Raw genomic sequence first — 23,303 nt, 5'->3', positions numbered from 1 at the left:
ACACACCGAAAGGTCGTTGAACACCCTACGTCTTCCGTGATGTGCGTGTTCTTCGGTGGCTACGTTCTTCGGTGGCTGCGTTTTCACGCTGACGCGCCGAATCACTCCCTTGCCAACTCGTGCTCCCGCAACTGCCGCAGGGCCCAGACTGCCGCCGCATCCCGCACTGTGGCGCGGTCGCCGGGGAAGACGCGGGATCCGGTACGCGGTTCGCCACCCCGGCGCATCCAGCCGAACCAGACCAGACCGACAGGCTTCTCCGGCGTACCGCCGCCCGGGCCGGCAATCCCGGTCACCGACACGGCGACATCCGCCGCGCTGCGCTCCAGAGCGCCGGCGCACATGGCAGCCGCCACGGACTCGCTCACCGCACCCCAGCGTTCCAGCAGTTCTGGGTCGACACCGAGCAGCTGCATCTTCGAGGCGTTGCTGTAGGTCACCCAGCCGCACTCGAACCACGCCGAGCTGCCGGCGAGATCGGTCAGCGCAGCGGCTATCCCGCCGCCGGTGCAGGACTCCGCCGTACACAGCCGCAGGCCGCGCGCCTGCAACTGCCGCGCGAGCGCCGAAGCAACCTCCGTTACCGCATCCGACATCCACCCCTCCCTGCGCTATAGCGACGCGCGCGCTGCCCCGAACCGGTGTCGATGGCATTTGTGCCGTTCCCCGGCAGGTACCGGGCGACATCCTGGCAATGCCCGCTGGGGCAATGTCTACGGAACGGTACCGAACGAAACCATGAACCTCAACGCCGGGCCATTGGGCCTTCCCCGCCAATGGAAGGGGCCAAGACCGCGCGCGCAGCCCTTTCACACGACCAATGCCCATCCATCGAAACCCTGTCGCTCGCTGCCCCGGCCGGGCCATGTGGCATCCAGCGCGCGAACCCGGAACCGCTTGCGGCTATCATGCGTGCACACGGCCGATGCAGGCCCGGCAGGGTGTGGCGCCATGGCGGGCACCTGACCCGGCGACGAACCGCCGCACCGCGGCGTGACAGCGACCAGGCGCGGGCCGCGCAGCGCGCCCGCGCGCGTTCACAGGCGAGCCCCGACGTGACCGATCCAGATCCTTTGACCGCCCACACCCCGATGATGCAGCAGTACCTGCGCATCAAGGCAGAGTATCCGGATACGCTGCTGCTGTACCGCATGGGCGATTTCTACGAGTTGTTCTACGAGGACGCCCAGCGGGCATCGGAACTGCTGGACATCACTCTGACCCGGCGCGGCGAATCCGCCGGACGGCCGATCCCGATGGCTGGGATTCCGGTGCACACCCTGGAAAGCTACCTCGCGCGACTGATGAAAAAGGGACTCGCGGTCGCCATCTGCGAGCAGACCGGGGAACCGGGGGCTGGCAAGGGACCCATGCAGCGAGAGGTCGTCCGGATCGTGACTCCGGGTACCCTCGCGGAAGAGGCGCTGCTGGACGCGCGCGAGCTCAATCTCATCGTCGCCGTAAGCCCCCACCCTGCAGAGGGGTGCTTCGGACCCGCGGGTGTTGCGATCCTGGAGTTCGCCAGCGGGCACTTCAGCGTGCTGGAGGTTGCGGACGAGGCGGCATTACAGGCCGAACTGGCTCGGCTGAGCCCGGTGGAATGCCTGGTTCCCGAAGGTTTCGCCGATCGGGTTCCCGGCAGCCAGACGCTGCCGGAGTGGCATTTCGACCCGGTCTCCGCAACCCGCGTGCTGACCGCGCATTTCCGGACCCGGGATCTTGCCGGATTTGGCTGCGACGACCTGCCACTGGCGCTGGCAGCGGCTGGTGCCCTGCTCGCCTACGTGCAGACACGCTACCGCGGCGAGCTGGGCCACATCACCGGGCTGAGCCGCGAATCGCGCGCGGCCACGGTGGAGATGGACCCCGCCACGCGCCAGAATCTCGAACTGACCCGCACCCTCTCCGGGCAGCGCACCGGCAGTCTGCTTGCACTCCTGGACTGCACGCGCACCGCTATGGGGGCACGACTGCTCGGGCGCTGGCTGGGCCAGCCGTTGCGGGAACGCGCGCGGATCCGCGAACGGCACGCGGTGGTGCGCGAACTCATCGACGGCGGCGGGTACCGGGACCTGCGCCAGCTGCTGGCAGGGGTCGCCGACTGCGAACGCATCGTCAGCCGCATCGCGCTCAGCACGGCGCGCCCGCGCGATCTGGTCGCGCTTCTGGTCAGTCTCGAACGCCTGCCCGCACTGCATCAGACCTTACCGGGGGATCTGCCGCCGTCGGTGCTGAACGGGATCCGCGAACGGCTGCAGCCGCGGGCGGCGCTTGCGGAGTTGCTGCGCCGGGCGCTGGAGGAACAGCCGCCACTACGGGTCAGCGACGGCGGGGTCATCCGCCCTGGGTTCGACCCGGAACTGGATCGCCTGCGCGGCATGCAGGCAGACGCCGACCGCTTTCTGCGTGCGATCGAGGCGCGGGAGCGCGAGGCGACGGGCCTCGCCCAGATGAAAGTGGCGTACAACCGCGTCCACGGCTACTACATCGAGGTGCCGCGCAGTCTGTCCGAACGGGTACCGGCACGCTTCATGCGGCGCCAGACGCTGAAGAACGCCGAACGCTACACCACCGAGGAACTCAAGCAGTTCGAGGACGAGATCCTCTCGGCCCGGGATCGCGCGCTGAGCCTGGAACGCGAGTTGTACGAACGGCTGCTCGAGGATCTGCAGCGGGAGATCGATTCGCTGCGCGCTGTTGCCGATGCGCTCGCTGAACTCGACGCGTTCTGTGCGCTCGCCGAGAATGCCGTGCGCCGGGACTGGGTCTGTCCCGAGATCAGCGACGAGCCGGGCATCGTGATCGAAGCGGGGCGACACCCGGTGGTGGAGTCGGCACGGCAAGACCCGTTCGTACCCAACGACCTGCGGCTGGATCCGGAGTCGCGGCGTCTGCTGGTGATCACCGGACCCAACATGGGCGGCAAGTCGACCTACATGCGCCAAGCCGCGCTGATCGTGATCCTGGCCTGCATCGGCAGTTTCGTGCCTGCCCGGGCCGCGCGGATCGGGCCGGTGGACCGCATCTTCACCCGGATCGGCGCCTCCGACGATCTAACCTCCGGTCGCTCCACTTTCATGGTGGAAATGACCGAGGCGGCCAACATCCTGAACAACGCCGGGCCGGAAAGCCTGGTCCTGATGGACGAGATCGGCCGCGGCACCAGCACCTTCGACGGCCTCGCGCTGGCGCTGGCATGCGCCGAGCGCCTGGCCCGGCAGAATCGGTCGATGACACTGTTCGCGACGCATTACTTCGAGCTCACGACGCTCGCCGAGCGCGAGCGCGGTGTGGCGAACGTGCACACCGATGCGATCGAGCACCGCGACACGGTGGTCTTCCTGCATCAGGTTCAGGAGGGACCGGCGAACCAGAGCTATGGCCTGCAGGTGGCGGCCCTCGCCGGGGTACCCGCGTCGGTGCTCAAGCGCGCCCGCCAGCACCTCGCGGAGCTGGAATCCAGGGCACTGGCGGCGGCCGACCCGACCCAGCTCGCGTTGTTCGCCCCGTCGCCCGCGATCGCCGAGCCCGGGCCGGCAGACGCCGTGGTCGAGGCGCTCGAAGCGCTGGATCCGGACCGGTTGACCCCGCGCGAAGCGCTGGACGCGCTCTACCGTCTGCGCGAACTGTTAACGTGAAACCGCACGGCTTCTCTCGGGGCGACGTGTAGGGCGGAAGAGCGCAGCGTCATCCGCCGTGCTGCGTTCGGAGCGCCCCTGCGCGCCCGCGGCAACCCCGGCGTGGGAATGGCGGATGACGGCCTTCGGCCTCTTCCGCCCTACGCCTCTGCGCGAACTGGTATAGGTCCACGACACGGCCGGCCGCGCTCCAGGACTCGTTGGCGGACACGCTGCGGGTAGCCCCGACACCGGGACGGGGATGCCAGCACCCACTGCGTGCACAGGCGCTGGCATCCGGGCTTGCGTGTGGCGTTAGAATGCGCGACGCAAGGTACGCGATTGGCCACCCGAAGCACGGAGAACCCGATGACCTATGTCGTTCTAGAGAACTGCATCAAGTGCAAGTACACCGATTGCGTGGAAGTCTGTCCGGTGGACTGCTTTCACGAGGGTCCCAACTTCCTGGTGATCGATCCCGACGAGTGCATCGACTGCACCCTGTGCGAGCCGGAATGCCCGGCAGAGGCGATCGTGCCGGAGGATGATGTCCCGGAGGGCCAGGAGGAATTCATCGAACTGAACGCGGAGCTGGCGCGCACCTGGCCAGTGATCACGACTCGCAAGGATCCGCCGCCCGACGCCGAGGAGTGGGACGGCAAGCCCGACAAGCTGAAGTACCTCGAACGCTGACGGCCGCCGGACCCGGCGCCACGCCCGGGGGCAATCCGGTGTCCGGGCTGATCGGGGTTACCTGTTAGTCACGGCAAGGATGCCGCGACGCGCCCGGCAGGGCCCGGGCGTGGGAGCGCGTAGCACCGCTGGCCATCATCTGCGAGCGCGACCACTGCGGGTGCGGAGCGTGTGGCCCGGGCTCTCAGCTGAGGGAGTCCAGCGCGCCGGTCGCGACGGTGGTGGCCTCCGAACTGCCGAAACGATGTCCCTGCGCCAGACAGAATCCCAGCCACTTGAACAGGAAGCGATTGTGCCGCCAGCGGCAGGCAAGCCCCGGTATCCCCGCGGCCGCGTCCAGCCGCACTTCGCCCTCTCCCCGCCGCCGGCAGTAGCGACCGACGACTTCGGCCTGGCGGGCGTCATGGAACATGCGAATGCGCAGATCCGGCTGCCGGCTGATCCGCCCGCCGGATCCGAACTCGTAGGTCAGCCGCAGCAACGTCGTGTACGGCGTCCGTTCCAGGATCGCCAAGTGCAGGTCCGAGGCGCCTTCCACCACCGACACCTGCCCGTCCTCGATACCGCCGAGATCGGGGCACAGCCGGCGCAGTCGAAGGTAGTTGTTCTCGTACAATTCCATCAGCGCGGCGAAGTCGCCGGCGCCTGGGTGCAGCTGAACCGCTGTGGCATATCCTGGAAACATGCGCGGCAGTGTACTGCGTCGTCCGCGTTCAAGCACACAGAGCCCTTGGTGGTCATCGGGTCACTGGCCGGCGTGGGGTCGATGCGCAGACACCCGACCCCGTTTCTGCTACCTTCACGCACAGCACGTTCCGTGCGCCCCCGCTCAGGCAAGGGACTTCAACCGAACATGGAAATCAGCGTCGTATCGACCCACCCATACCACGATCAGAAGCCCGGCACCTCGGGATTGCGCAAGCAGGTCGCGCACTTCCGGAAAGCGCATTACCTCGAGAATTTCGTCCAGTGCATCTTCGACAGCCAGCCGGGCCTACGCGGGGCCGAGCTGATCCTCGGAGGCGACGGCCGCTTCTTCAACCGCGAGGCGATCCAGATCATCCTGCGCATCGCTCTGGCCAACGAGATCCGCAAGGTTACTGTCGGCCGAGCGGGCATTCTTTCCACCCCGGCGGTCAGTCACCTGATCCGGAAACGGGGCGCGGCGGGCGGCATCGTCCTTTCGGCCAGCCACAATCCCGGTGGGCCCGGCGGTGACTTCGGCATCAAGTTCAACGTCGCCAACGGCGGACCCGCGCCCGAATCGGTCACCAACGCGATTTACGCCGCGAGCCGTGAGATCCAGCACTACCGGATCGCCCAGTCGCCCCACGTCGATATCGATCATGTCGGGCACACGCAGCTGGGCGAGATGGAGATCGAGATCGTCGACCCGGTTGCTGACTATGCCGACCTGATGGAGTCGCTGTTCGATTTCGACGCGATGCGAGCATTGCTGCAGTCCGGACGGTTCCAGATGCGTTTCGATGCGATGCACGCGGTGACCGGACCCTACGCCCGCGAGATCCTCGAGGAGCGTCTGGGAGCACCTCAGGGCACGGTGATGCGGCCCGAGCCGCTGGCCGATTTCGGTGGGCGGCATCCCGATCCGAACCTGACCCACGCGCGCGAACTCGCGGAGCTGATGTTCGGGCGCGAAGCTCCGGATTTCGGCGCCGCGTCCGACGGGGACGGCGACCGCAACATGATCCTGGGCCGCGGGTTCTTCGTCAGCCCCAGCGACAGCCTGGCGGTGCTGGCGGCCAATGCCCGCCTGGTTCCGGCCTATCGCGACGGGCTCCGGGGCGTCGCCCGGAGCATGCCGACCAGCCAGGCGGTCGACGCGGTGGCGCAATCGCTGGGCATCCCCTGCTACGAAACGCCGACCGGCTGGAAATTCTTCGGCAACCTGCTCGACGACGGGCGCATCACGCTTTGCGGCGAGGAAAGCTTCGGCACCAGCTCCGACCATGTACGCGAGAAGGACGGCCTCTGGGCGGTGCTGTTCTGGCTGAACCTGATCGCAGCCCGGGGAGAATCCGTATCCGAGATCGTGCGCGACCACTGGCGCCGGTTCGGCCGCCACTATTACAGCCGCCACGATTACGAGGAGATCGACAGCGATCGCGCCGAGGCGCTGATGGAACGGGTGCGCAGCGCGCTGCCGGAGCTTCCGGGGCAGGAATTCGGCGCACTGCGGATCCGCGCGGCCGACGATTTCGGCTACACCGACCCGGTCGACGGCAGCATCAGCACGGGCCAGGGTCTGCGCTTCCTGTTCGAGGACGACGCCCGCCTGGTATACCGCCTCTCCGGCACCGGCACCCACGGAGCGACGCTGCGGGTCTATCTCGAACGGCACGAGACGCGCCCGGAGCAGCTCGATCAGGACAGCCAGTACGCGCTGGCGCCGCTGATCGAGCTCGCCGAGCAGATCGCCGACATCACCGGCTGCACGGGCAAGGATCGCCCGGACGTGGTTACCTGACGGGGTAGGTGCCGGGCCGGGTGGAAGCCGGTGCAGCGGCGATCGTGGCGGCAGACGCGACCGCGCAGACCGCATCCCGGCTACGGATCCCCGTAATCGTTCGCTTTCCCGCAAGCGGTCGAGGATAATCGCGAGGACGCCACGGTCCGGCTGGGGTCAGAAGGTGTTGGCGACCCGCTCCACGCCCGGCGCGCGCGAGCGCACCAGCCGTTCGACTACGTTGCGCAGGTCCAGCGCCGAGCGCGGGCAGCCAACGCAGGCGCCCTTCAGCCGCACCTGCACGGTGCGTCCCTCCAGGCCGATATATTCGATGTCGCCGCCGTCCTGCATCAGGATGCGGCGCGCCTCCTCCACGGCCTGGCGTACCGCCGCCTCGTCGATCGGATCGTCCACGGGCACCTCGGTTGCCTGGTGCCGGGCAAAGGTCTGGGCGCGATCCAGCCGCAGCGCAAGTTCCGCGTCGATTGCCTCGATCGCGTCGAGTTCGTCCTCACTGTAGACATGCGCCGGATCATCGCTCAGCAGGTGTTCCACCGCCGGCATCTCTCGCGGTGCATTCATGCGCGGCTCTCCGAATCGGGTGTTCGCGCCGAGTATAGCAACCGCCCGGGATGCCCCCGCGCGAAGCCGGTTCAGCGCGCGCGGTTTCTCTTCGAGCACCAACCCCCAGCGCAGCCGAACCCGGAGACGCCGGAAATCGTCGGGCGCCAGCCGCCACCAGGGCAGCCACAGGGCCTGGGTGCCGCCCCCGCCGGCCGGGCGGTAGACCAGAACCACCAGCCAGAAAAACACGCGGCTGCCGGAGCAGACGCGGATCGGCACGCGCTCCTCGTGCCGCAGCCCCGCGCGCGTGGCGAGCCACCATTGTCCCTGCGCATCGCAGCCCAGCCAGTCCCAGTGCGGTGCGCGCTGCACCCGGGTCCAGGCGCCGGCGACGGCGGCGAGCGCTCCCAGTCCGAGCGCAACCGGCAGATTGCTGTACCGAAACGCGTACGCTAGCACGCCGGCTGCGAGCAGCAGCAGGCCGGCAACTCCCAACGCCGGCAGGATACGGTCAGTCTTCAGCCCGAGTCGCAGCGGCGGCGCGGATGATCGGGACAAGCCGCGCTATCCCCGGGTCGACCGTTTCCTGCCGACCCAGGACCACCTGGAGCAGCACGTCGTCTGGGTATCCGAGCAGGCGTTCGAAAGCATCGCGACCCTCCTGGTCGAGCTGGTCGTATCCATGATCCAGAAACCGCCCCAGCAGCAAATCGTTCTCGAGCATGCCGCGGCGACAGCGCCAGCGCGTACGCGCATCCGGTCTCACACCCGCCCCCCGGTCCGCAGTAGCGTGAAAGTCGCGCGCAGTGCGCACCGAATCCTCCTCCTCCCGCTTGCGGGAGAGGCCGGGGGTGAGGGCCAGGATCGGCGCCGCACCCCCACCCCAACCCTCCCCCGCAAGCGGGGGAGGGAGATTCTGATCGCCTGGGGTGGCCCGGCACCATGAAATTTCGCGTGAGAATCCGCCACGGAAAGACACGGGAGAAATGGACATTGATGTGTGTTCAATGCGTTCCCGTGCCTCCATGGCTCGCCTTTTTGTGGTGCGCGATGGTCAGGAGCCATGGCCGTGGGCATGGTGCAGCCTGCATCACAGCGAGCGCTTGATCATCGTCCGGCGGATGTCGCCGATCGCCTTCGACGGGTTCAGGCCCTTCGGGCAGACCTGCGTGCAGTTCATGATGCTGTGGCAACGGTACAGGCGATACGCGTCGTCGAGCCGCTGGAGCCGGTGCTCGGTCGCCTGGTCGCGCGAGTCGTGGATGAAACGCGCCGCCTGGAGCAGCGCGGCCGGCCCCAGGAACCGGTCCGGGTTCCACCAGTACGACGGGCAGGAAGCCGAGCAACAGCCGCAGAGGATGCATTCGTACAGGCCGTCGAGCCGGTCGCGGTCTTCCGGGCTCTGGGGGCGCTCGACCTCGGGCTCCGGGGAATGGTTGATGAGCCAGGGCTCGGCCTCGCGGTACTGCTGGTAGAAGTTGTCCATGTCGACGATCAGATCGCGGATCACCGGCATCCCGGGAAACGGCCGCAGCACCACCGGCGTCTTCAGCCCTGCCAGCGGCGTGATGCACGCCAGCCCGTTGCTGCCGTTGATGTTCATGCCGTCGCTGCCACAAACGCCGTGCTGGCAGGAACGGCGGAAGCCGAGGCTGTCGTCCTGTTCCTTCAGCAGGATCAGCGCGTCCAGCAGCATCATCCCCGGTTCGACCCGGTCTTCGGCCAGCGTGAACGCCTGCATCCGCGGTTCGCGGTCGGTGTCCGGGTTGAAACGGTAGATCGAGAATTCCATGGTCGGCGCCTTCGAGGTCGGTGGGCCTGTTCGGTGGTCGCTGGATCTCAGTACACCCGCTGCTTCGGCGGAAAGGACTCGACCGTCACCGGCTGCGTGCGCACCGGCTTGTAGTCCAGCACGTCGCCGTCGCGCACATACAGCGAGTGCTTCAACCAGCGCTGGTCGTCGCGCTCGGGGAAATCGACCCGGCTGTGGGCGCCGCGGCTCTCCTCGCGGCCCAGCGCGGAGCGCAGGGTCGCGATCGCGCAGTCCCAGAGGTTCTCGAGTTCGAGCGCCTCGACCCGCGCGGTATTGAATGTCTGCGTGTGATCCCGAATCACGGCCCGGTCGATCCGCTCGCGCAGGTCCTGCAGCCGGGCCACCCCCTCCTGCATCACCTCCGCGGTGCGGAACACGCCGCAATGGTCTTCCATCACCTTGCGCAGCTCGCGCCGCAGCGGCTCCACCGCCTCCCCATCGCCCCTGCGGTCCCAGCGCGCGAGCCGCTCGAGCGCCCGGTCGACCGACGGCCGGTTCAGCGGACGGTGATAGTGGTTCTCGTCCAGGTAGGCGAGGATGTGGTTGGCCGCCGTACGCCCGAACACCAGGATGTCCAGCAGCGAATTGCCGCCGAGCCGGTTCGCCCCGTGCACCGAGACACAAGCGACCTCGCCTGCCGCATACAGGCCCGGCACCGGATCCTCGGGGGTGTCCCTGACCGGAACGACGACCTGACCGTCGCGGTTGGTGGGGATGCCGCCCATGCTGTAGTGGCAGGTCGGAAACACCGGGATCGGTGCCTCGATCGGGTCGATGCCGAGGAAAGTGATGCTCATCTCCCGGATTCCCGGGAGCTTTTTCAGGATCGTGTCGGCGCCGAGGGGGCGCACGTCGAGCAGCACGTGGTCCTTGTTCCGGCCACAGCCGCGGCCCTCGCGCACCTCGACCGCGATCGCGCGGCTCACGACATCGCGCGATGCGAGATCCTTCGCGTTCGGGGCATAGTGCTCCATGAACCGCTCGCCCTCGCTGTTGATCAGGGATCCCCCTTCCCCGCGCGCGCCCTCGGTAATCAGCATGCCGCGTCCGGCGATGCCGGTGGGATGGAACTGCACGAACTCCATGTCCTCCAGCGGCACCCCGGCGCGTAGCGCCATCGCCATACCGTCGCCGGTATTGCTGAGCGAGTTGGTGTTGGTGCGGAAAATCTGCCCGGCACCGCCGGTTGCAATCAGCGTGGTCTTCGCCTCGATCACGATCGCCTCGCCGGACAGGATCTCGAACGCGACCGCTCCCAGCACGTAGCCTTCGTCGTCCTTGATCAGGTCGATCGCGAAGTACTCGTCGAAGAAATGCGTGCGGGCTCGCAGGTTCTGCTGATACAGCGAGTGAATGATCGCGTGCCCGGTACGGTCCGCCGCGGCGCAGGTGCGCGCCGCCTGCTCCTTGCCGAAATGCTGGCTCTGCCCGCCGAACGCACGCTGATAGATGCCGCCATCGTCGAGCCGGGAGAACGGCACGCCGAAGTGCTCGAGTTCGTAGACCACCTTCGGTGCGGCCCGGCACATGTATTCGATCGCATCCTGGTCGCCGAGGTAGTCCGAGCCCTTGATGGTGTCGAACATGTGCCAGTGCCAGGAATCCGGCAGCACGTTCGCCAGCGCCGCATTCACGCCGCCCTGCGCCGCGACGGTATGCGAACGTGTCGGGAACACCTTGGACACCACCGCGACCCGCGCGTCGGCGTTGGAGAGTTGCAGCGCCGCGCGCAGCCCGGCGCCGCCGGCGCCGATGATCAGCGCATCGAACTTGCGGGCATTGAGCTTCATCGGAGCACCGCGTCGATCAGGATCCACAGGGCCCAGAACCCCATCACCAGGAAGACTCCTGCCGCCAGCGTCAGCACAGTGAGCCGAACCCAGGCCGGTTTCAGGTAGTCGAGGATCACGTCACGCAGCCCGACCCAGGCGTGTAGCAGCAGCACCAGCACGAACAGCGCCGTGGCCAGCCAAACGGCCGGATGCGCGACCAGCGCCAGCCAGGCACCGTGATCCGCCGGTGGGCGCACAAGCAGCAACGCTACCGCGCCCAACAGGTAGACGCCCGCGTAGACCGCGGTGACCCGCTGCAGCAGCCAGGCTCGCTGCCCGCCCAGCAGGCTCACAGGAACATCGCCCAGAGCAGTAGCGCCGCGACCAGTCCCGCGCCCAGCGCCCACCAGGCCGTCGTTCGTGATGCCTCGCGCGTCTCGCCGATTCCGAACTCGAGCAACAGGAACCGCACGCCGGCAAAGAAATGGTGCGTCAGCAACCAGAACCAGCCGAGCAGCGCCAGCAGGCCGAGCGGATGACGGATCGCGCCCACGGCCCGCTCGAAACCCTCGGGACCCGACAGCGAGACCGCGAACAGCCACAGAGCCAGCGGTATCGACACGATCAGCAACACGCCGGTCACACGGTGGAGAATGGAGACGAGGGCATTGACCGGAAGACGTATCCTGCGCAGATCGAGAAAGACTGGACGGACCACGCTGGCCATGCATTTCTCCTCGTCGAACCGGGTATACCCCGCCTATCTGACACCCATCGACGGCTTCGTCTACTATGGGGCCCCGTTGGTTCCACAGTATAGCCACAGCGCGGGGGGCAAGCGATGCGGGAAGACTGGAAGAAGCACCTGATCGACAATGGCGCCGAATTCGACGGCGCCGTGCTCCGCGACTTCGGCAACCCCGAGCGCGAGCGTAGCGTTACGGTAAACGGGTCGATTCTCTGCGATCTTTCCCACCGCGGACTGCTCGAGGTCCGGGGGCAGGATGCCCGGGATTTCCTTCAGAGCCAGTTCGGCAACGACATGCGCGAGGTCACCGAAACGCGCTCCCAGCTGTCCAGCTATTCGAGCCCCAAGGGCCGTGCCTATGCGGTGATGCGCGTACTGCTGGACCGCGACGCGTATCTCCTCGAGACGCGCGCGGAACGCGCCGAGGTGGTGCGCAAGCGACTGACGATGTTCGTGATGCGGGCCCAGGTGGTGATCGAGAACGCGGAGGACACCCGGATCCGCTTCGGGCTCTCCGGCCCGGACGCGGAGAACCAGCTCCAGCAGCTGCTCGGCGCGTTTCCGGTCGAGGTGAACGACGTGCTCACCCGGGGCGAGGTCTCGGTGGTCCGGATTCCCAGCATGATGCACCCCCGCTTCGAGATTTTCGGCGAGATCGACGCCTGCAGCTCGCTGTGGGACGACTTCAACGTCCACTGCGCCCCGGTGGGCCCCGAGGGCTGGCGCCTGCTCGATATCCTGGCCGGACTTCCCGAGATCCATCCGGAGACCAGCGAGGCCTTCGTTCCCCAGATGGTCAACCTGCACGCACTGAACGGCATCAGTTTCAAGAAGGGCTGCTACCCTGGTCAGGAGGTCGTGGCACGCATGCATTACCTCGGCAGGCTGAAGCGCCGAATGTTCCGGCTCGCGATCGAGGGCCAGGAACGGCCGCTGCCCGGAAGCCCGGTGTTTCGCGCGGGCGGCGATGCGGCCCAGCCCGACGGCGAGATCGTCGATGCGGTGCTGCACCCCGACGGACTCTGGGCCGCGCTGGCGGTACTGCAGGTCTCGGCCGCCGAACAGACGCTGTGCTGGGGCAACCCGACAGGGCCCGCCGCGCACCTGATCCCCCTGCCCTATCCCGTACCCGAGGGGGCCTGAATCATGCGCTTCCTGTTTTTCTTTGCGGTGCTGATCGTGCTTGCGCTCTGGGCGGCCTTCTTCAGCCGGCCCAACAACCGGAAGCTCTCCAACACACTGTACGTGATCGCCGGCGTGCTCGCGCTGCTGTTCGTGATCGGCTACCTGCGGCTGGACGGCTACTTCTGACGCCGTCCGCGCGTCCCCGCCGACCGAACCCCGCCGCGCCTGCGCCGGAGTCCCGGGCTTCCGGGCCGCTCCGCTGTGGTCAGCGCGGCCATGCCGTCTGCCTCCCGGACCCCGGCGGCTGAAGACCCGCGCCCGACGCCCTCGACCGGACGTCCTCCACCCATTGTCATCCCGCCGGCGGCAGGCCAGACTTCGGGGTGATGCCGCCGACGAACGGGAACGAGTCCATGACACCGAGTTCAGTACAGGATATCCGCAATGTCGCACTGCTGGGCCACACCGGCAGCGGCAAGACCAGCCTGCTGGAGGCCCTGCTCGCCGCGGCCGGGGCGATCCAGAACCCCGGCACCATCGAGCGTGGCGATACCCTGAGCGACCAGGATCCGCTGGAGAAGTCCATCGGACACTCCGTGAGCACCACCGCCGCCCACCTGGAATGGGCCGGGCACTGGATCAACCTGCTCGACACGCCGGGACTGCCCGATTTGGTCGGGCGGGCCCTGGTCGCCCTGCCCGCGGTGGAAACCGCGGCGGTGCTGGTCAACGCCACCGCCGGTGTCGAGGCGGTGACGCGACGGGCCATGGCGGCCGCGGGGGACCGCTGCCGGATGATCATCGTGAACCGGATCGACGACACCGCGAGTTCCGGCCTGAGCGACCTGATGCGCTCGATCACCGAAGAGTTCGGACCAGAGTGCCTGCCGATCAACCTGCCCTCGAAGAACGGCGAGCGGGTGATCGACTGCTTCTTCCAGCCCGATACCGAGGCGGCCGCGGCCTTCTCCAGCGTGACCGAGGCACACGACGCGATCGTCGACCAGGTCGTGGAACTCGACGAGGCGCTGATGGAGCGCTATCTGGAGCAGGGCCAGAGCCTCGACCCCGAACAGCTGCACGACCCGTTCGAACAGGCGCTGCGCGAAGGGCACCTGGTCCCCGTCTGTTTCGTGTCGGCCCGCACCGGCGCCGGCATCCGGGAACTGCTCGACATCCTGGGCCGGCTGATGCCCGATCCGACCGAAGGCAATCCCCCGCGCTTCGTCAAGGGCGAGGGGGCTGCAGCACAGCCGGTCGAGGTGCTTCCGGACCCGGATCGCCACGCGGTGGCGCACGTTTTCCAGGTCCAGAACGATCCGTTCCGCGGCCGGCTGGCGCTATTCCGCATCCACCAGGGAACGATCACTCCGAACACGCAGCTGTTCATCGGCGACGCGCGCAAGCCGTTCCGGGTCTCGCACCTGCTACGCCTGCAGGGGCGCGAACAGGTCGAGGCTGCACGCGGTGTACCGGGTGACATCTGCGCAGTCGCCCGGGTCGACGAAATCCACCGCGACGCGGTGCTGCACGACTCGCACGACGAAGACCGGCATCACCTGATACCGCCGCAGTACCCCCGCCCCGTGTTCGGGCTGGCGCTGATGGCGCGCAAGCACGGCGACGAACAGAAGCTGTCCGAGGCCCTGTCGCGGATGCTCGACGAAGACCCCTGCCTGGAGATCGCATTCGAACCGCAGACCCGCCAGACTGTGGTCCGGGGTCTCGGCGAACTGCACCTGAAGATCCTGCTCGACCAGCTCCAGGGGCGCTGGAACCTGCAGGTGGATACCGCCACCCCGGCAGTACCCTATCGCGAAACCATTACCCGGACCGCCGAAGCCCGATACCGGCACAAGAAGCAGAGCGGCGGATCCGGGCAGTTCGGCGAGGTCGCGCTGCGGGTGGAACCCCTGCCCCAGGGCGCCGGCTATGAGTTCCAGGACGAAGTCAAGGGTGGTGCGATACCGGGCAACTTCATGCCCGCGGTCCAGAAGGGCGTGCAACAGGCGCTGGACGACGGCGCACTGGCCGGTTTTCCAATCCAGGATCTGCGCGTCGCCGTGGTCGATGGCAAGCACCACACCGTCGACTCCAACGAGATCTCGTTCTCAACCGCCGCGCGCCAGGCCACGCTCGATGCGGTTCGGGCAGCGTCGCCGGTGGTGCTGGAACCGCTGGTGAGCGTCACCGTCAAGGCCACCGAGGACCACTTCGGAGAGGTGAGCGCGGAATTCGCCGGCCGCCGCGGTCGCGTCACCGGCACCGGCAGCCCGGCGCCCGGCTGGAGCGAGATCCATGCGCTGGTGCCCCTCGCCGAGATGGAGGGTTTCGAGGCACGGCTGAAGTCGATCTGCGCCGGCGACAGCGAGTTCGTGATGTCGGCCGCCGACTACGAACCCGCCCCGCCCGAGGTGCAGGCACGTCTGGCCAGCGCGTACAACGGCCGCACCGAGAACCACTGACGATTATCGCGGTACGGAGGCGGCCCTGACGTATTGAAGAGGGGTCACGGGTCAGCGTGATCCGTTCCCTGCTCCCGTGCACTGCCCCTCCCCAACCCCTCCCCCCGTTCCGGGGGAGGGGGATATCGAGCAACGCGAGATCAAGCGGGGATCAGCGCGGCGAGTCCGCGCAGGTCGCGGATCGCCGACGCATCGGTTCCGGCCTGCGGCCGGGCCTTGGGCGCGTCGCGCTGCAGGTGGACCGCGTGCAGGCCTGCCGCGCGCGCGCCCGCGACGTCCTCTGCGAACGAGTCTCCGACGTGCAGGGTCTCACCCGGAATCACGCCCAACCGCGATACGGCTTCCCGGAAGATCCCGGGATCCGGCTTCGCTGCGCCGGTCTGTGCCGCGAAGACAATGGTGTCTACGCGCGGCTCCAGCTCGAGGCCGCGGCAGACCGGCACCAGGCGCGCATCGAAGTTCGAGACGATCGCGAGCCGCAGGCCGGCACCGCGCAACACCTGCAGCACCGCGTCGACGTCCGGATACTTCTGCCAGACTGAGGGCTCCGCGAACGTCTGCCAGATCTCGTCAAAGAACGCGTCGAGGGCAAACGGCTCCAGCCCGCCCATCACGCGCACGACCAGCCGCCTCCACCAGGCCCGGTCCTCGGCGTCGTTGTGCGCGCGGTCGCCGGGCCGATACTCGGGCGGACGCAGCGCGCGGAAGGCCTCGCGGAAACGCTGTTCGAGCAGCTCCGCCAGGCCCTCGCGTGGCGGCAACCCGTGCGCGAGCGCGGCGGCCGCATAGACCGCACCCACCGGGTCGCGCAACCCGAACAGCGTACCCGCCGCGTCGAAGGTAACGGCGCGCAGCCTGCTGCGCCCGACCAGCGGGGTCACGACGTTGCGCCCGGAAAGCCGTAAACCAGAACCCACGCTAACTCTCATGGTGCGCGCCCACCACCCTCGACGATGAAAGCACCCTCCCCCGCTTGCGGGGGAGGGTTGGGGAGGGGGACAGTGCACGGCCCGGCTGCGGTGCACTCTCCCTCACCCCCGGCCCCTTTACTCCGGGCACCCCGCCCTCCGCCCTTCGGGCCAGCCTGCGGCTGTTCGAAATCCGCTCCCGACGGATGGGCCCCGCAAGCGGGAAAGGGGGATTTCGTGCGCGCTGCGCGCGACTTTCACGTTAACTGTCATGCTCGCAGGCACGACACCCCGAAAAATGACAACACGCCACGGAAGAACACCGAAACACACGGGATGCTTTGCAAACACCCCAATTGTTCAGTCACTTCCGTGTCCATCCGTGGCTGCCTTTCACTGGAATGCCCGCCGCGCTTCGCGTTCTACCCTCCCGGGTCGATCAGCGCGATCCGCCCGGTCGCCCCCGCAACGGGCGCCGCACCGGCGTCTCTCCGGCCGCTTTCTCGCGCAGGATCCGCGGCGTGTTCTTGTCCGGATCACTGAACAGGAAACGGCCAGCCAGCACGCAACCCTTCATGCCGGGTTCGCAACGGCGACCCGGAACCCGCTGGCACTCGCCGCGGACTTCGTGAGGGCAACCCCAGCCACTCATGTCATCATCCCCCGGTTCGAGAGGTCAGGCTCCAATCTAGCACAGGAAAACCGACGCCCGCCGCCTGTAAACGGTTGCGGCGGCGCCGGCAACATGCGTGGCTCGCACGAACGCGTCAGGTCTCGGGGCGCAGATGCGGAAACAGCAACACATCGCGAATCGACGCAGCGTCGGTCAGCAGCATCACCAGTCGGTCGATGCCGATACCCTCGCCCGCGGTCGGCGGCAGCCCGTATTCCAGTGCGCGGATGTAATCGGCATCGTAATGCATCGCTTCGAGATCGCCCGCCTCTTTCTCGCTGACCTGGGCGCGGAAACGCTCGGCCTGGTCCTCCGGGTCGTTCAGCTCCGAGAAACCGTTCGCGATCTCGCGGCCGCCGACGAAGAACTCGAAGCGGTCGGTCACGAAAGGATCCTGGTCGTTGCGGCGCGCAAGCGGCGAGACCTCGGTCGGATAAGCGGTGATAAACGTCGGATGCCGCAAGTTGGCCTCGACCGTCTTCTCGAACACCTCGATCCAGAGCTTGCCGAGACCGTAGCCGGGCTTCAGCGGGATCCCGAGGCGCTCGCAGTACATGCGCATCCGATCCTCGTCATCCAGGTCGCCGGCGGGGATATCCGGGTTGAATGCAAGGATCGCCTCGCGCACCGTCATGCGCACAAACGGCTGTGCGAAATCATGCACTTCTCCCTGATAGCTGATCTGCGTTGTACCCAGAACTTCGGTGCAGAGCCCGCGCACCAGCGCCTCGGTACGGTCCATCAGTTCGTGGTGGGTCACGAAGGCCTCGTAGAACTCGAGCATCGTGAACTCGGGATTGTGCCGGGTCGAGAGTCCCTCGTTGCGGAAGTTGCGGTTGATCTCGAACACCTTCTCGAAACCACCGACCACCAGCCGCTTCAGATACAGCTCGGGCGCGATGCGCAGGTACAGATCCATACTCAGCGCATTGTGATGGGTGATGAACGGACGCGCGGTGGCACCGCCCGGGATCGCCTGCATCATCGGGGTCTCGACCTCGAGAAAACCCTCACCGGTGAAGTAATCACGGATGTACTGGATGATGCGTGTGCGGACGCGGAACAGTTCCCGGGTCTCGGGCGACGTGATCAGGTCAACGTAGCGCTGCCGGTAACGCGTTTCCTGGTCGGACAGCCCGTGGAACTTCTCCGGCAGCGGTCGCAGGCTCTTGGTCAACAGCCGAAGTTCCCGCACCTGGATCGACAGCTCTCCGGTGCGTGTCTTGAACAATGTGCCACGCGCGCCGAGCACGTCGCCGAGATCCCATTGCTTGAACGCGGCGTACACGCCCTCCGGCAGCGCGTCGCGCTGCACAAACAGCTGGATGTCGCCAGACAGGTCGCGCAGCGTCACGAAGCTGGCCTTGCCCATCACCCGCTTGCCGATCATGCGACCGGCCACCGCCACCTTGAGCGCTGTCGCGTCGAGGGCTGCCGGCTCCGCGGAATCGTGGCGGGCGTGCAGATCGCCGGCGAGGGCATCCCGCCGGAAGTCGTTCGGGAACGCCGGACCCTCCACCCGCAGCGCGGCCAGCTTGTCACGGCGCTGCGCGATCAGCTTGTTCTCGTCGACCCGCCCGCTGTCGCTGTCGTGATGGGCATCCATCGCGGTCACAGCCCGCTCTTCAGGCTGGCCTCGATGAACGGATCGAGGTCGCCATCCAGTACTGCCTGCGTATTACCCACTTCAACACCTGTTCTCAAATCTTTGATTCTAGACTGATCCAGTACGTAAGACCGGATCTGGCTGCCCCACCCGATGTCCGATTTCGTATCCTCCAGCGCCTGCTTCTCGGCATTACGTTTCTGGATCTCGATCTCGTAGAGCTTGGCCTTCAGCTGTTTCATCGCCGTATCCCGGTTCTTGTGCTGGGAGCGGTCGTTCTGACAGGCCACCACGACACCCGACGGCATGTGCGTGATCCGGATCGCGGACTCGGTGCGGTTCACGTGCTGACCGCCCGCCCCGCTCGCCCGGTAGGTGTCGACCTTCAGATCCGCCGGGTTGATCTCGATCTCGAAAGAATCATCAACTTCCGGCGACACGAACACCGCCGCGAACGAGGTATGGCGGCGATTGCCCGAATCGTACGGGGACTTGCGCACCAGGCGGTGCACCCCGATCTCGGTGCGCAGCCAGCCGAACGCGTACTCGCCATCGAACTTCACGGTCGCGCTCTTGATTCCGGCCACGTCGCCCTCCGAGAGCTCGATGATCTCGGTCTTGAACCCTCGGCGCTCGGCCCAGCGCAGGTACATGCGCAGCAGCATCTCGGCCCAGTCCTGCGCCTCGGTACCGCCGGAACCGGCCTGGATGTCGAGAAACGCGTTCGCGGAATCCATCTCCCCGGAAAACATGCGCCGGAACTCCAGGTCCTCGACACGCCGGTTCAGCTGATCCAGGTCGGTCGCGACCGCGTCGACCGTCGACGGATCGTCGTCGGCCTCGGCCAGCTCCAGTAGGTCGCGGCTATCGTCGAGTTGCGCTTCTATCTCGCGGATATTGAGAACGATCGCCTCGAGCTGGGCGCGTTCCCGGCCCAGGGCCTGGGCACGCTCCGGATCGTTCCAGACTTCGGGATCTTCCAGTTCGCGCAGGACTTCCTCCAGTCGCTCTTCGCGGTTGGCGAAGTCAAAGATACCCCCTAAGGCCTTCCAGACGGCCTTTCAGGTCGGCGATGTTCGAGTAGTAGGGATTGAGTTCCATGGTCATACCCACAGGCAAAGCTGATCAGTATACCATCTGAAGGCGGACTCTTGCGCCGCCGGCATTCACTGCATGTGTTCTCCTGATTAGCAACGAGAGTCAGCCAACCGCAGGGACTGCTCGGGCAGTGGGACTTTTATTGCCATGCTGTCACCCTCCGCTCAAAGCGTAGCCTCAACGTATGGCCGATGGTGGCTCAGAGAGTGATCCTGGCTGACTCTCGTTGCCAATCAGGTGTGCTCTTGTGTTCGCCTGCGGCGGCCGCAGCCACGCTGCCCGCTGCCCGCTGCCCGCTGCCCGCTGCCCGCTGCCCGCTGCCCGCTGCCCGCTGCCCGCTGCCCGCTGCCCGCGCGTATCGTATCCCGGATCAGACGGCCGGCGGGCCGAGCGGACGCGGGCGACGCCAGAACCGGCGCCAGTCGGAGCGTGCAACCCGAACCAGCGTGACCCCGGGGTCATGAACGCGCAGCTCGGTCACGGCGCCGCTTCGCAGACGCTCGATGCGCGGGCGCAGGATCTCCTCCGACAGCGAATGCAGCAGTGCCTCCACCCGTTCCGTCGTGGCCGTGACCATCAGCGCGTCGACCACGGCGAGATCGGCCCGCTCGTCCAGCGGATCGGCCGTCCAGGCGACTGCCGCCGTCGTCGCCAGCCACTGCGCGAACAGCCCACCGCCCGCCACCCGACGGATCGTCGGCGCAGCGCGCCGCACGCCCGGAGACCAGAACCACAGGCCCTGGACTGGCGACCGCCCGGACGCGCGCCGCTCGCGATTCACCGGGTGATCGAACCAGAGCATCTGCACCGCGTTGCCGAGCACCTGCAGGCGGCGCGCCATGGCATTCGCGAGACGGGGGGCCGGCATCGGCCGGCCGAAGCCAGCGGACGGCGGCGGCCCGTCCCAGTCGCCCGATCCATCGAATTCCAGTTCGCTTACACCGGGAAAGGCCTCGCGTCGGCGCCCGCCGGACCGCTCCAGCTCGGGCACCGCGGTCTCCCAAAGCGCTCGGGATTCTTCCGCGGTCAGATCCGGCACCGCAGCCGCAACCAGGTCATGCATCCCCGGGGTCAGGCTCACCGGGAATGCCAGCAGGCGCTGCCGGCCGCCGGTACCCCGCCGGTACCCGAGCCGGGAAGCCAACACCTCCTCCCAGCCCCGGTGGTCGCTGTGCTCAGGCCGGCCCCGGCCCAGGATCAGCGACAGGGTGCGCGGCGTTGGCGCGGCCGGATCCCGCCGTTCCCTGGCGTAACCCCAGAGGCCCGGGGTCAGGATCTCCATGACGGACATCACCTGTCACGCTGGTCCTTGTGCGCCAGCGGCGGCTCGGGCACTTCGCCCTCGTCAGTATAGGGGAACCGGATGTGTCCGTAGCGCAGGATCAGGATTGCGATCGTGATCAGCAGGATCGCCAGCGACACCGCGAGCATCGCCCAGAAGTCCATCGACTTCATGTCGATGATGATGTAACGGGCCAGGGCCACGATCGCGATATACAGCGGCAGGCGCACCGGCAAGCGGCCGGATTTCAAATAGATCCCGACCATCGCGAGCACTTCCAGGAAGATGAACAGCAGCAGGAGGTCGGCCAGCGTGACCTCGAGGTTGCGGACCATCAGCGCAATTTCCTGCAGGATCGCGATCACCGTCGCAACCGCGATCACGGCCAACACCGCAACTTCCGTCGTGTGCAACGCCCTCTTGCCGGCCTTCTGGAAGTCCACCATCGCCCCCCCTTGCGCAGATCCGTGCCTGCAGCCGATGATCACCGACTGTCGAACCGATAGTCTAATGGGCCGCGCCGAATCCCGCAGCGATGGAGTTCAGCCGTCGCTCAGCGGTTTCGCTTCGGGCGGCCGCGCACCCGCTTGCCTCGCGCGGCCCCGCGCCCCCGCGCACCCGGCCGGCCGTGGGCGTGTGCCGGGCGCGCGCGGGGAAGCCCGGCGGCTTCGTACAGCGCCGCCACCTCCTCCGGAACGAGGTCCCGGAACCGCCCGACGCGCAGACCGCGGCCCAGTGCCACCGGCCCGTAGCGGATGCGGATCAGGCGACTGACGGTGCACCCTGCGGCCTCCCAGAGTCGGCGCACCAGCCGGTTCCGGCCCTCCGAGACGGTCACGTGAAACCAGCGATTCGCCCCCTCGCCCCCGGCCTCCACCAGCGTCTCGAAACGCGCGGGCCCATCCTCCAGTTCGATCCCGGCCAACAACCCCTGCAAGGTCTCCGCAGGAACTTCGCCCAGCACCCGCACCGCGTATTCCCGGACCAGCGCCTGCGACGGATGCATCAGGGCATGCGCGAGATCGCCATCGGTGGTGAAGAGCAGCAGTCCCGAGGTATTCAGGTCCAGGCGGCCGACCGATACCCAGCGCTGATCGCGCAGCCGGGGAAGCGCGGAGAAGACGCTGCTCCGACCCTCGGGATCGGAACGGCTGCAGATCTCCCCTTCGGGCTTGTGATAGGCGATCCAGCGCTGCGGCCGTTCGTCGCCGCGCAGCACGCGCCCGCGCACCCGAATCTCGTCACCGGCCTGCACCTGATCGCCCAGCGTGGCGACCCGGCCGTTGACCATCACCTCGCCGTTCGCGATCCAGACCTCGATCTCCCGCCGCGAACCCAGCCCGCGGGCCGCGAGGTACTTCTGCAAGCGCTCTGACATTTCAAGGGCCGCCACGGCTAACTATCATGGCTGCGACGATACACGAAAAGGGAACCGCCATGACCGATGCCCCCACGCCGTTGCAGATCGCGATCCTGACCGTTTCCGACAGCCGCGACCTGGCCGGGGACAGTTCCGGAGCGACCCTCGGCGAACTTCTGGAAGAGGCGGGTCACCGGCTCGCGGAGCGCCGCCTTGTGCCCGACGACGTCTACGCAATCCGGGCCGAAGCATCGCGCTGGATCGCCGACCCGGCGGTCGACTGCATTCTGACCACCGGCGGCACCGGCATCACTGGGCGCGATGGCACGCCCGAGGCCATCGCGCCGTTGCTGGACAAGGAAATCAGCGGATTCGGGGAGCTTTTTCGTTATATTTCCTACGAGGAGATCGGAACCTCGAGTCTGCAATCCCGGGCCCTTTCGGGGGTTGCGAACGGTACCTTCATCTTCGTGCTCCCGGGATCGCGCAATGCCTGCCGAACGGCCTGGACGCGGATCATCGAGGCGCAGCTGGATGCACGCACGCGCCCCTGCAATCTCACCATGCTGATGCCGCGTTTGAAGGAATGACCGTACCCGTACGTTCGGACTGGACGGGGGTCACTCCTTCTGCTCGTCATCCTGCCCGAACCAGACCTCGCAACCGCGCAGGACCAGCACCCCGAGCGTGAGCAGGAAGATCGCGCCGACCAGCGTCAGTACCGTGGCGTTGTCCATGGTCTTCGCATCCACCACCAGCACCCGGGTAAGTGCGGTGATCGCGATATAGACGAGGAAGCGTACCGACAGGCGATTGGTGCGGAAATAGATCGCGACCATCGCGGCGAGTTCGATCAGCAGGAACAGCATCAGGACATCGCCGAGGCCAGGCCCACCCCGCAGCACGAACTCGGTAACCTCGATGATCGTCGCCCACAGGATCCCGAAGCCCGCGATGAACAGCAGCCCGAGCTTGAAGATCTCGGCCATCATCAGGCCAACCCGCTTGGGCAGCACGAAGCTCTTTTCCGACATGGTCTGGACGACTCCCTGAAGTCCTTATGCAAGGCCCCCGCGGCGGCCGCGGCCGGCCGACCCGCGCCGAAGCCGCAC

General features: G+C 67.2%; 23 protein-coding genes. 7 read left to right on the top strand and 16 right to left on the bottom strand.

From position 1 onward, the window contains the following. Positions 1-101: 101 nt before the first annotated feature. Positions 102-596, bottom strand: a complete 495-nt coding sequence (locus TVNIR_RS06820; RefSeq protein WP_015258258.1) for a CinA family protein — start codon at positions 594-596, stop codon at positions 102-104. Positions 597-1,055: 459 nt separating this feature from the next. Between TVNIR_RS06820 and mutS the strand changes: the two genes are divergently transcribed. Then, on the top strand, positions 1,056-3,638 hold the full coding sequence (gene mutS, locus TVNIR_RS06815) for a DNA mismatch repair protein MutS (RefSeq protein WP_043740335.1): 2,583 nt from the start codon (positions 1,056-1,058) through the stop codon (positions 3,636-3,638). 348 nt (positions 3,639-3,986) lie between these two features. Further along, positions 3,987-4,310: a ferredoxin FdxA gene (gene fdxA, locus TVNIR_RS06810; RefSeq protein ID WP_015258256.1), complete on the top strand. Its 324-nt coding sequence runs from the start codon at positions 3,987-3,989 to the stop codon at positions 4,308-4,310. 184 nt (positions 4,311-4,494) lie between these two features. Here fdxA and TVNIR_RS06805 read toward each other — a convergent pair whose 3' ends face one another. Continuing rightward, positions 4,495-4,995 (bottom strand): DUF1249 domain-containing protein, encoded by a 501-nt coding sequence (locus TVNIR_RS06805; protein ID WP_015258255.1) that lies wholly within the window; start codon positions 4,993-4,995, stop codon positions 4,495-4,497. Positions 4,996-5,163: 168 nt separating this feature from the next. Between TVNIR_RS06805 and TVNIR_RS06800 the strand changes: the two genes are divergently transcribed. Next, a complete protein-coding gene (locus tag TVNIR_RS06800; protein WP_015258254.1) occupies positions 5,164-6,798 on the top strand; it encodes an alpha-D-glucose phosphate-specific phosphoglucomutase in 1,635 nt (544 codons plus the stop codon). A gap of 156 nt (positions 6,799-6,954) precedes the next feature. Here TVNIR_RS06800 and TVNIR_RS06795 read toward each other — a convergent pair whose 3' ends face one another. The 6 genes from TVNIR_RS06795 to sdhC form a co-directional block, all read right to left on the bottom strand. Continuing rightward, positions 6,955-7,899 (bottom strand): NifU family protein, encoded by a 945-nt coding sequence (locus tag TVNIR_RS06795; RefSeq protein WP_015258253.1) that lies wholly within the window; start codon positions 7,897-7,899, stop codon positions 6,955-6,957. Next, positions 7,853-8,107, bottom strand: a complete 255-nt coding sequence (locus tag TVNIR_RS06790; RefSeq protein ID WP_043740333.1) for an FAD assembly factor SdhE — start codon at positions 8,105-8,107, stop codon at positions 7,853-7,855. The genes TVNIR_RS06795 and TVNIR_RS06790 overlap by 47 nt, the downstream gene beginning before the upstream one ends. A 324-nt stretch (positions 8,108-8,431) precedes the next feature. Next, a complete protein-coding gene (locus tag TVNIR_RS06785; RefSeq protein WP_015258252.1) occupies positions 8,432-9,133 on the bottom strand; it encodes a succinate dehydrogenase iron-sulfur subunit in 702 nt (233 codons plus the stop codon). Positions 9,134-9,180: 47 nt separating this feature from the next. Continuing rightward, positions 9,181-10,944 (bottom strand): succinate dehydrogenase flavoprotein subunit, encoded by a 1,764-nt coding sequence (gene sdhA / locus TVNIR_RS06780; protein ID WP_015258251.1) that lies wholly within the window; start codon positions 10,942-10,944, stop codon positions 9,181-9,183. After that, entirely contained in the window at positions 10,941-11,279 is a 339-nt protein-coding gene (gene sdhD, locus TVNIR_RS06775) for a succinate dehydrogenase, hydrophobic membrane anchor protein (RefSeq protein ID WP_015258250.1), read from the bottom strand. Before sdhD ends, sdhA begins: the two co-directional genes overlap by 4 nt. After that, positions 11,276-11,653, bottom strand: a complete 378-nt coding sequence (sdhC, locus tag TVNIR_RS06770; RefSeq protein WP_015258249.1) for a succinate dehydrogenase, cytochrome b556 subunit — start codon at positions 11,651-11,653, stop codon at positions 11,276-11,278. Before sdhC ends, sdhD begins: the two co-directional genes overlap by 4 nt. A 114-nt stretch (positions 11,654-11,767) precedes the next feature. Here sdhC and ygfZ point away from each other — a divergent pair, with 114 nt between their 5' ends. From ygfZ to fusA, 3 genes are all read left to right on the top strand, one after another. Continuing rightward, positions 11,768-12,817 carry a CAF17-like 4Fe-4S cluster assembly/insertion protein YgfZ gene (gene ygfZ / locus TVNIR_RS06765; RefSeq protein WP_015258248.1) on the top strand — a complete coding sequence of 350 codons (1,050 nt, stop codon included), beginning with the start codon at positions 11,768-11,770 and terminating at the stop codon, positions 12,815-12,817. Between the two features lie 3 nt (positions 12,818-12,820). Beyond that, on the top strand, positions 12,821-12,985 hold the full coding sequence (locus TVNIR_RS20000; protein WP_015258247.1) for a hypothetical protein: 165 nt from the start codon (positions 12,821-12,823) through the stop codon (positions 12,983-12,985). Positions 12,986-13,212: 227 nt separating this feature from the next. Further along, positions 13,213-15,264, top strand: a complete 2,052-nt coding sequence (fusA, locus tag TVNIR_RS06760) for an elongation factor G (RefSeq protein ID WP_043739481.1) — start codon at positions 13,213-13,215, stop codon at positions 15,262-15,264. 140 nt (positions 15,265-15,404) lie between these two features. Here the strand turns inward: fusA and TVNIR_RS06755 are convergent, their stop codons facing one another. The 7 genes from TVNIR_RS06755 to rluB all read right to left on the bottom strand — a co-directional run bounded on the left by TVNIR_RS06755 (position 15,405) and on the right by rluB (position 22,209). After that, entirely contained in the window at positions 15,405-16,181 is a 777-nt protein-coding gene (locus TVNIR_RS06755; RefSeq protein WP_015258245.1) for an HAD-IA family hydrolase, read from the bottom strand. Between the two features lie 430 nt (positions 16,182-16,611). Further along, the gene (locus TVNIR_RS06750; protein ID WP_058933126.1) at positions 16,612-16,824 is read right to left on the bottom strand and encodes a hypothetical protein; all 213 of its coding nucleotides are present in this window, start codon (positions 16,822-16,824) and stop codon (positions 16,612-16,614) included. Between the two features lie 115 nt (positions 16,825-16,939). Next, complete coding sequence (gene lysS, locus TVNIR_RS06745; protein WP_043740330.1) at positions 16,940-18,451, bottom strand: lysine--tRNA ligase; 1,512 nt, start codon at positions 18,449-18,451, stop codon at positions 16,940-16,942. A gap of 5 nt (positions 18,452-18,456) precedes the next feature. Further along, positions 18,457-19,552, bottom strand: a protein-coding gene (gene prfB / locus TVNIR_RS06740; RefSeq protein WP_157092213.1) for a peptide chain release factor 2 whose coding sequence is annotated in 2 segments (ribosomal slippage) — positions 18,457-19,479 and positions 19,481-19,552 — 1,095 coding nt in all. Because the reading frame shifts where the segments join, the coding sequence is not laid out codon by codon here. A 367-nt stretch (positions 19,553-19,919) separates the two neighbouring features. Beyond that, positions 19,920-20,831: a hypothetical protein gene (locus TVNIR_RS06735; RefSeq protein WP_015258241.1), complete on the bottom strand. Its 912-nt coding sequence runs from the start codon at positions 20,829-20,831 to the stop codon at positions 19,920-19,922. An 8-nt stretch (positions 20,832-20,839) separates the two neighbouring features. Beyond that, entirely contained in the window at positions 20,840-21,277 is a 438-nt protein-coding gene (locus TVNIR_RS06730; RefSeq protein WP_015258240.1) for a phosphate-starvation-inducible protein PsiE, read from the bottom strand. A gap of 107 nt (positions 21,278-21,384) precedes the next feature. Then, positions 21,385-22,209, bottom strand: a complete 825-nt coding sequence (gene rluB / locus TVNIR_RS06725) for a 23S rRNA pseudouridine(2605) synthase RluB (protein WP_043739479.1) — start codon at positions 22,207-22,209, stop codon at positions 21,385-21,387. Positions 22,210-22,235: 26 nt separating this feature from the next. Here rluB and moaB point away from each other — a divergent pair, with 26 nt between their 5' ends. Next, on the top strand, positions 22,236-22,781 hold the full coding sequence (moaB, locus tag TVNIR_RS06720; protein ID WP_083499385.1) for a molybdenum cofactor biosynthesis protein B: 546 nt from the start codon (positions 22,236-22,238) through the stop codon (positions 22,779-22,781). 30 nt (positions 22,782-22,811) lie between these two features. Here the strand turns inward: moaB and TVNIR_RS06715 are convergent, their stop codons facing one another. After that, complete coding sequence (locus TVNIR_RS06715; protein ID WP_015258237.1) at positions 22,812-23,225, bottom strand: phosphate-starvation-inducible protein PsiE; 414 nt, start codon at positions 23,223-23,225, stop codon at positions 22,812-22,814. Positions 23,226-23,303 lie beyond the last annotated feature (78 nt).

It is taken from the genome of Thioalkalivibrio nitratireducens DSM 14787 (assembly GCF_000321415.2).
Classification (GTDB): domain Bacteria; phylum Pseudomonadota; class Gammaproteobacteria; order Ectothiorhodospirales; family Ectothiorhodospiraceae; genus Thioalkalivibrio; species Thioalkalivibrio nitratireducens.
Note: the sequence above shows the minus strand (reverse complement) of the source record. Positions and strands in the feature narration are given on the sequence as shown.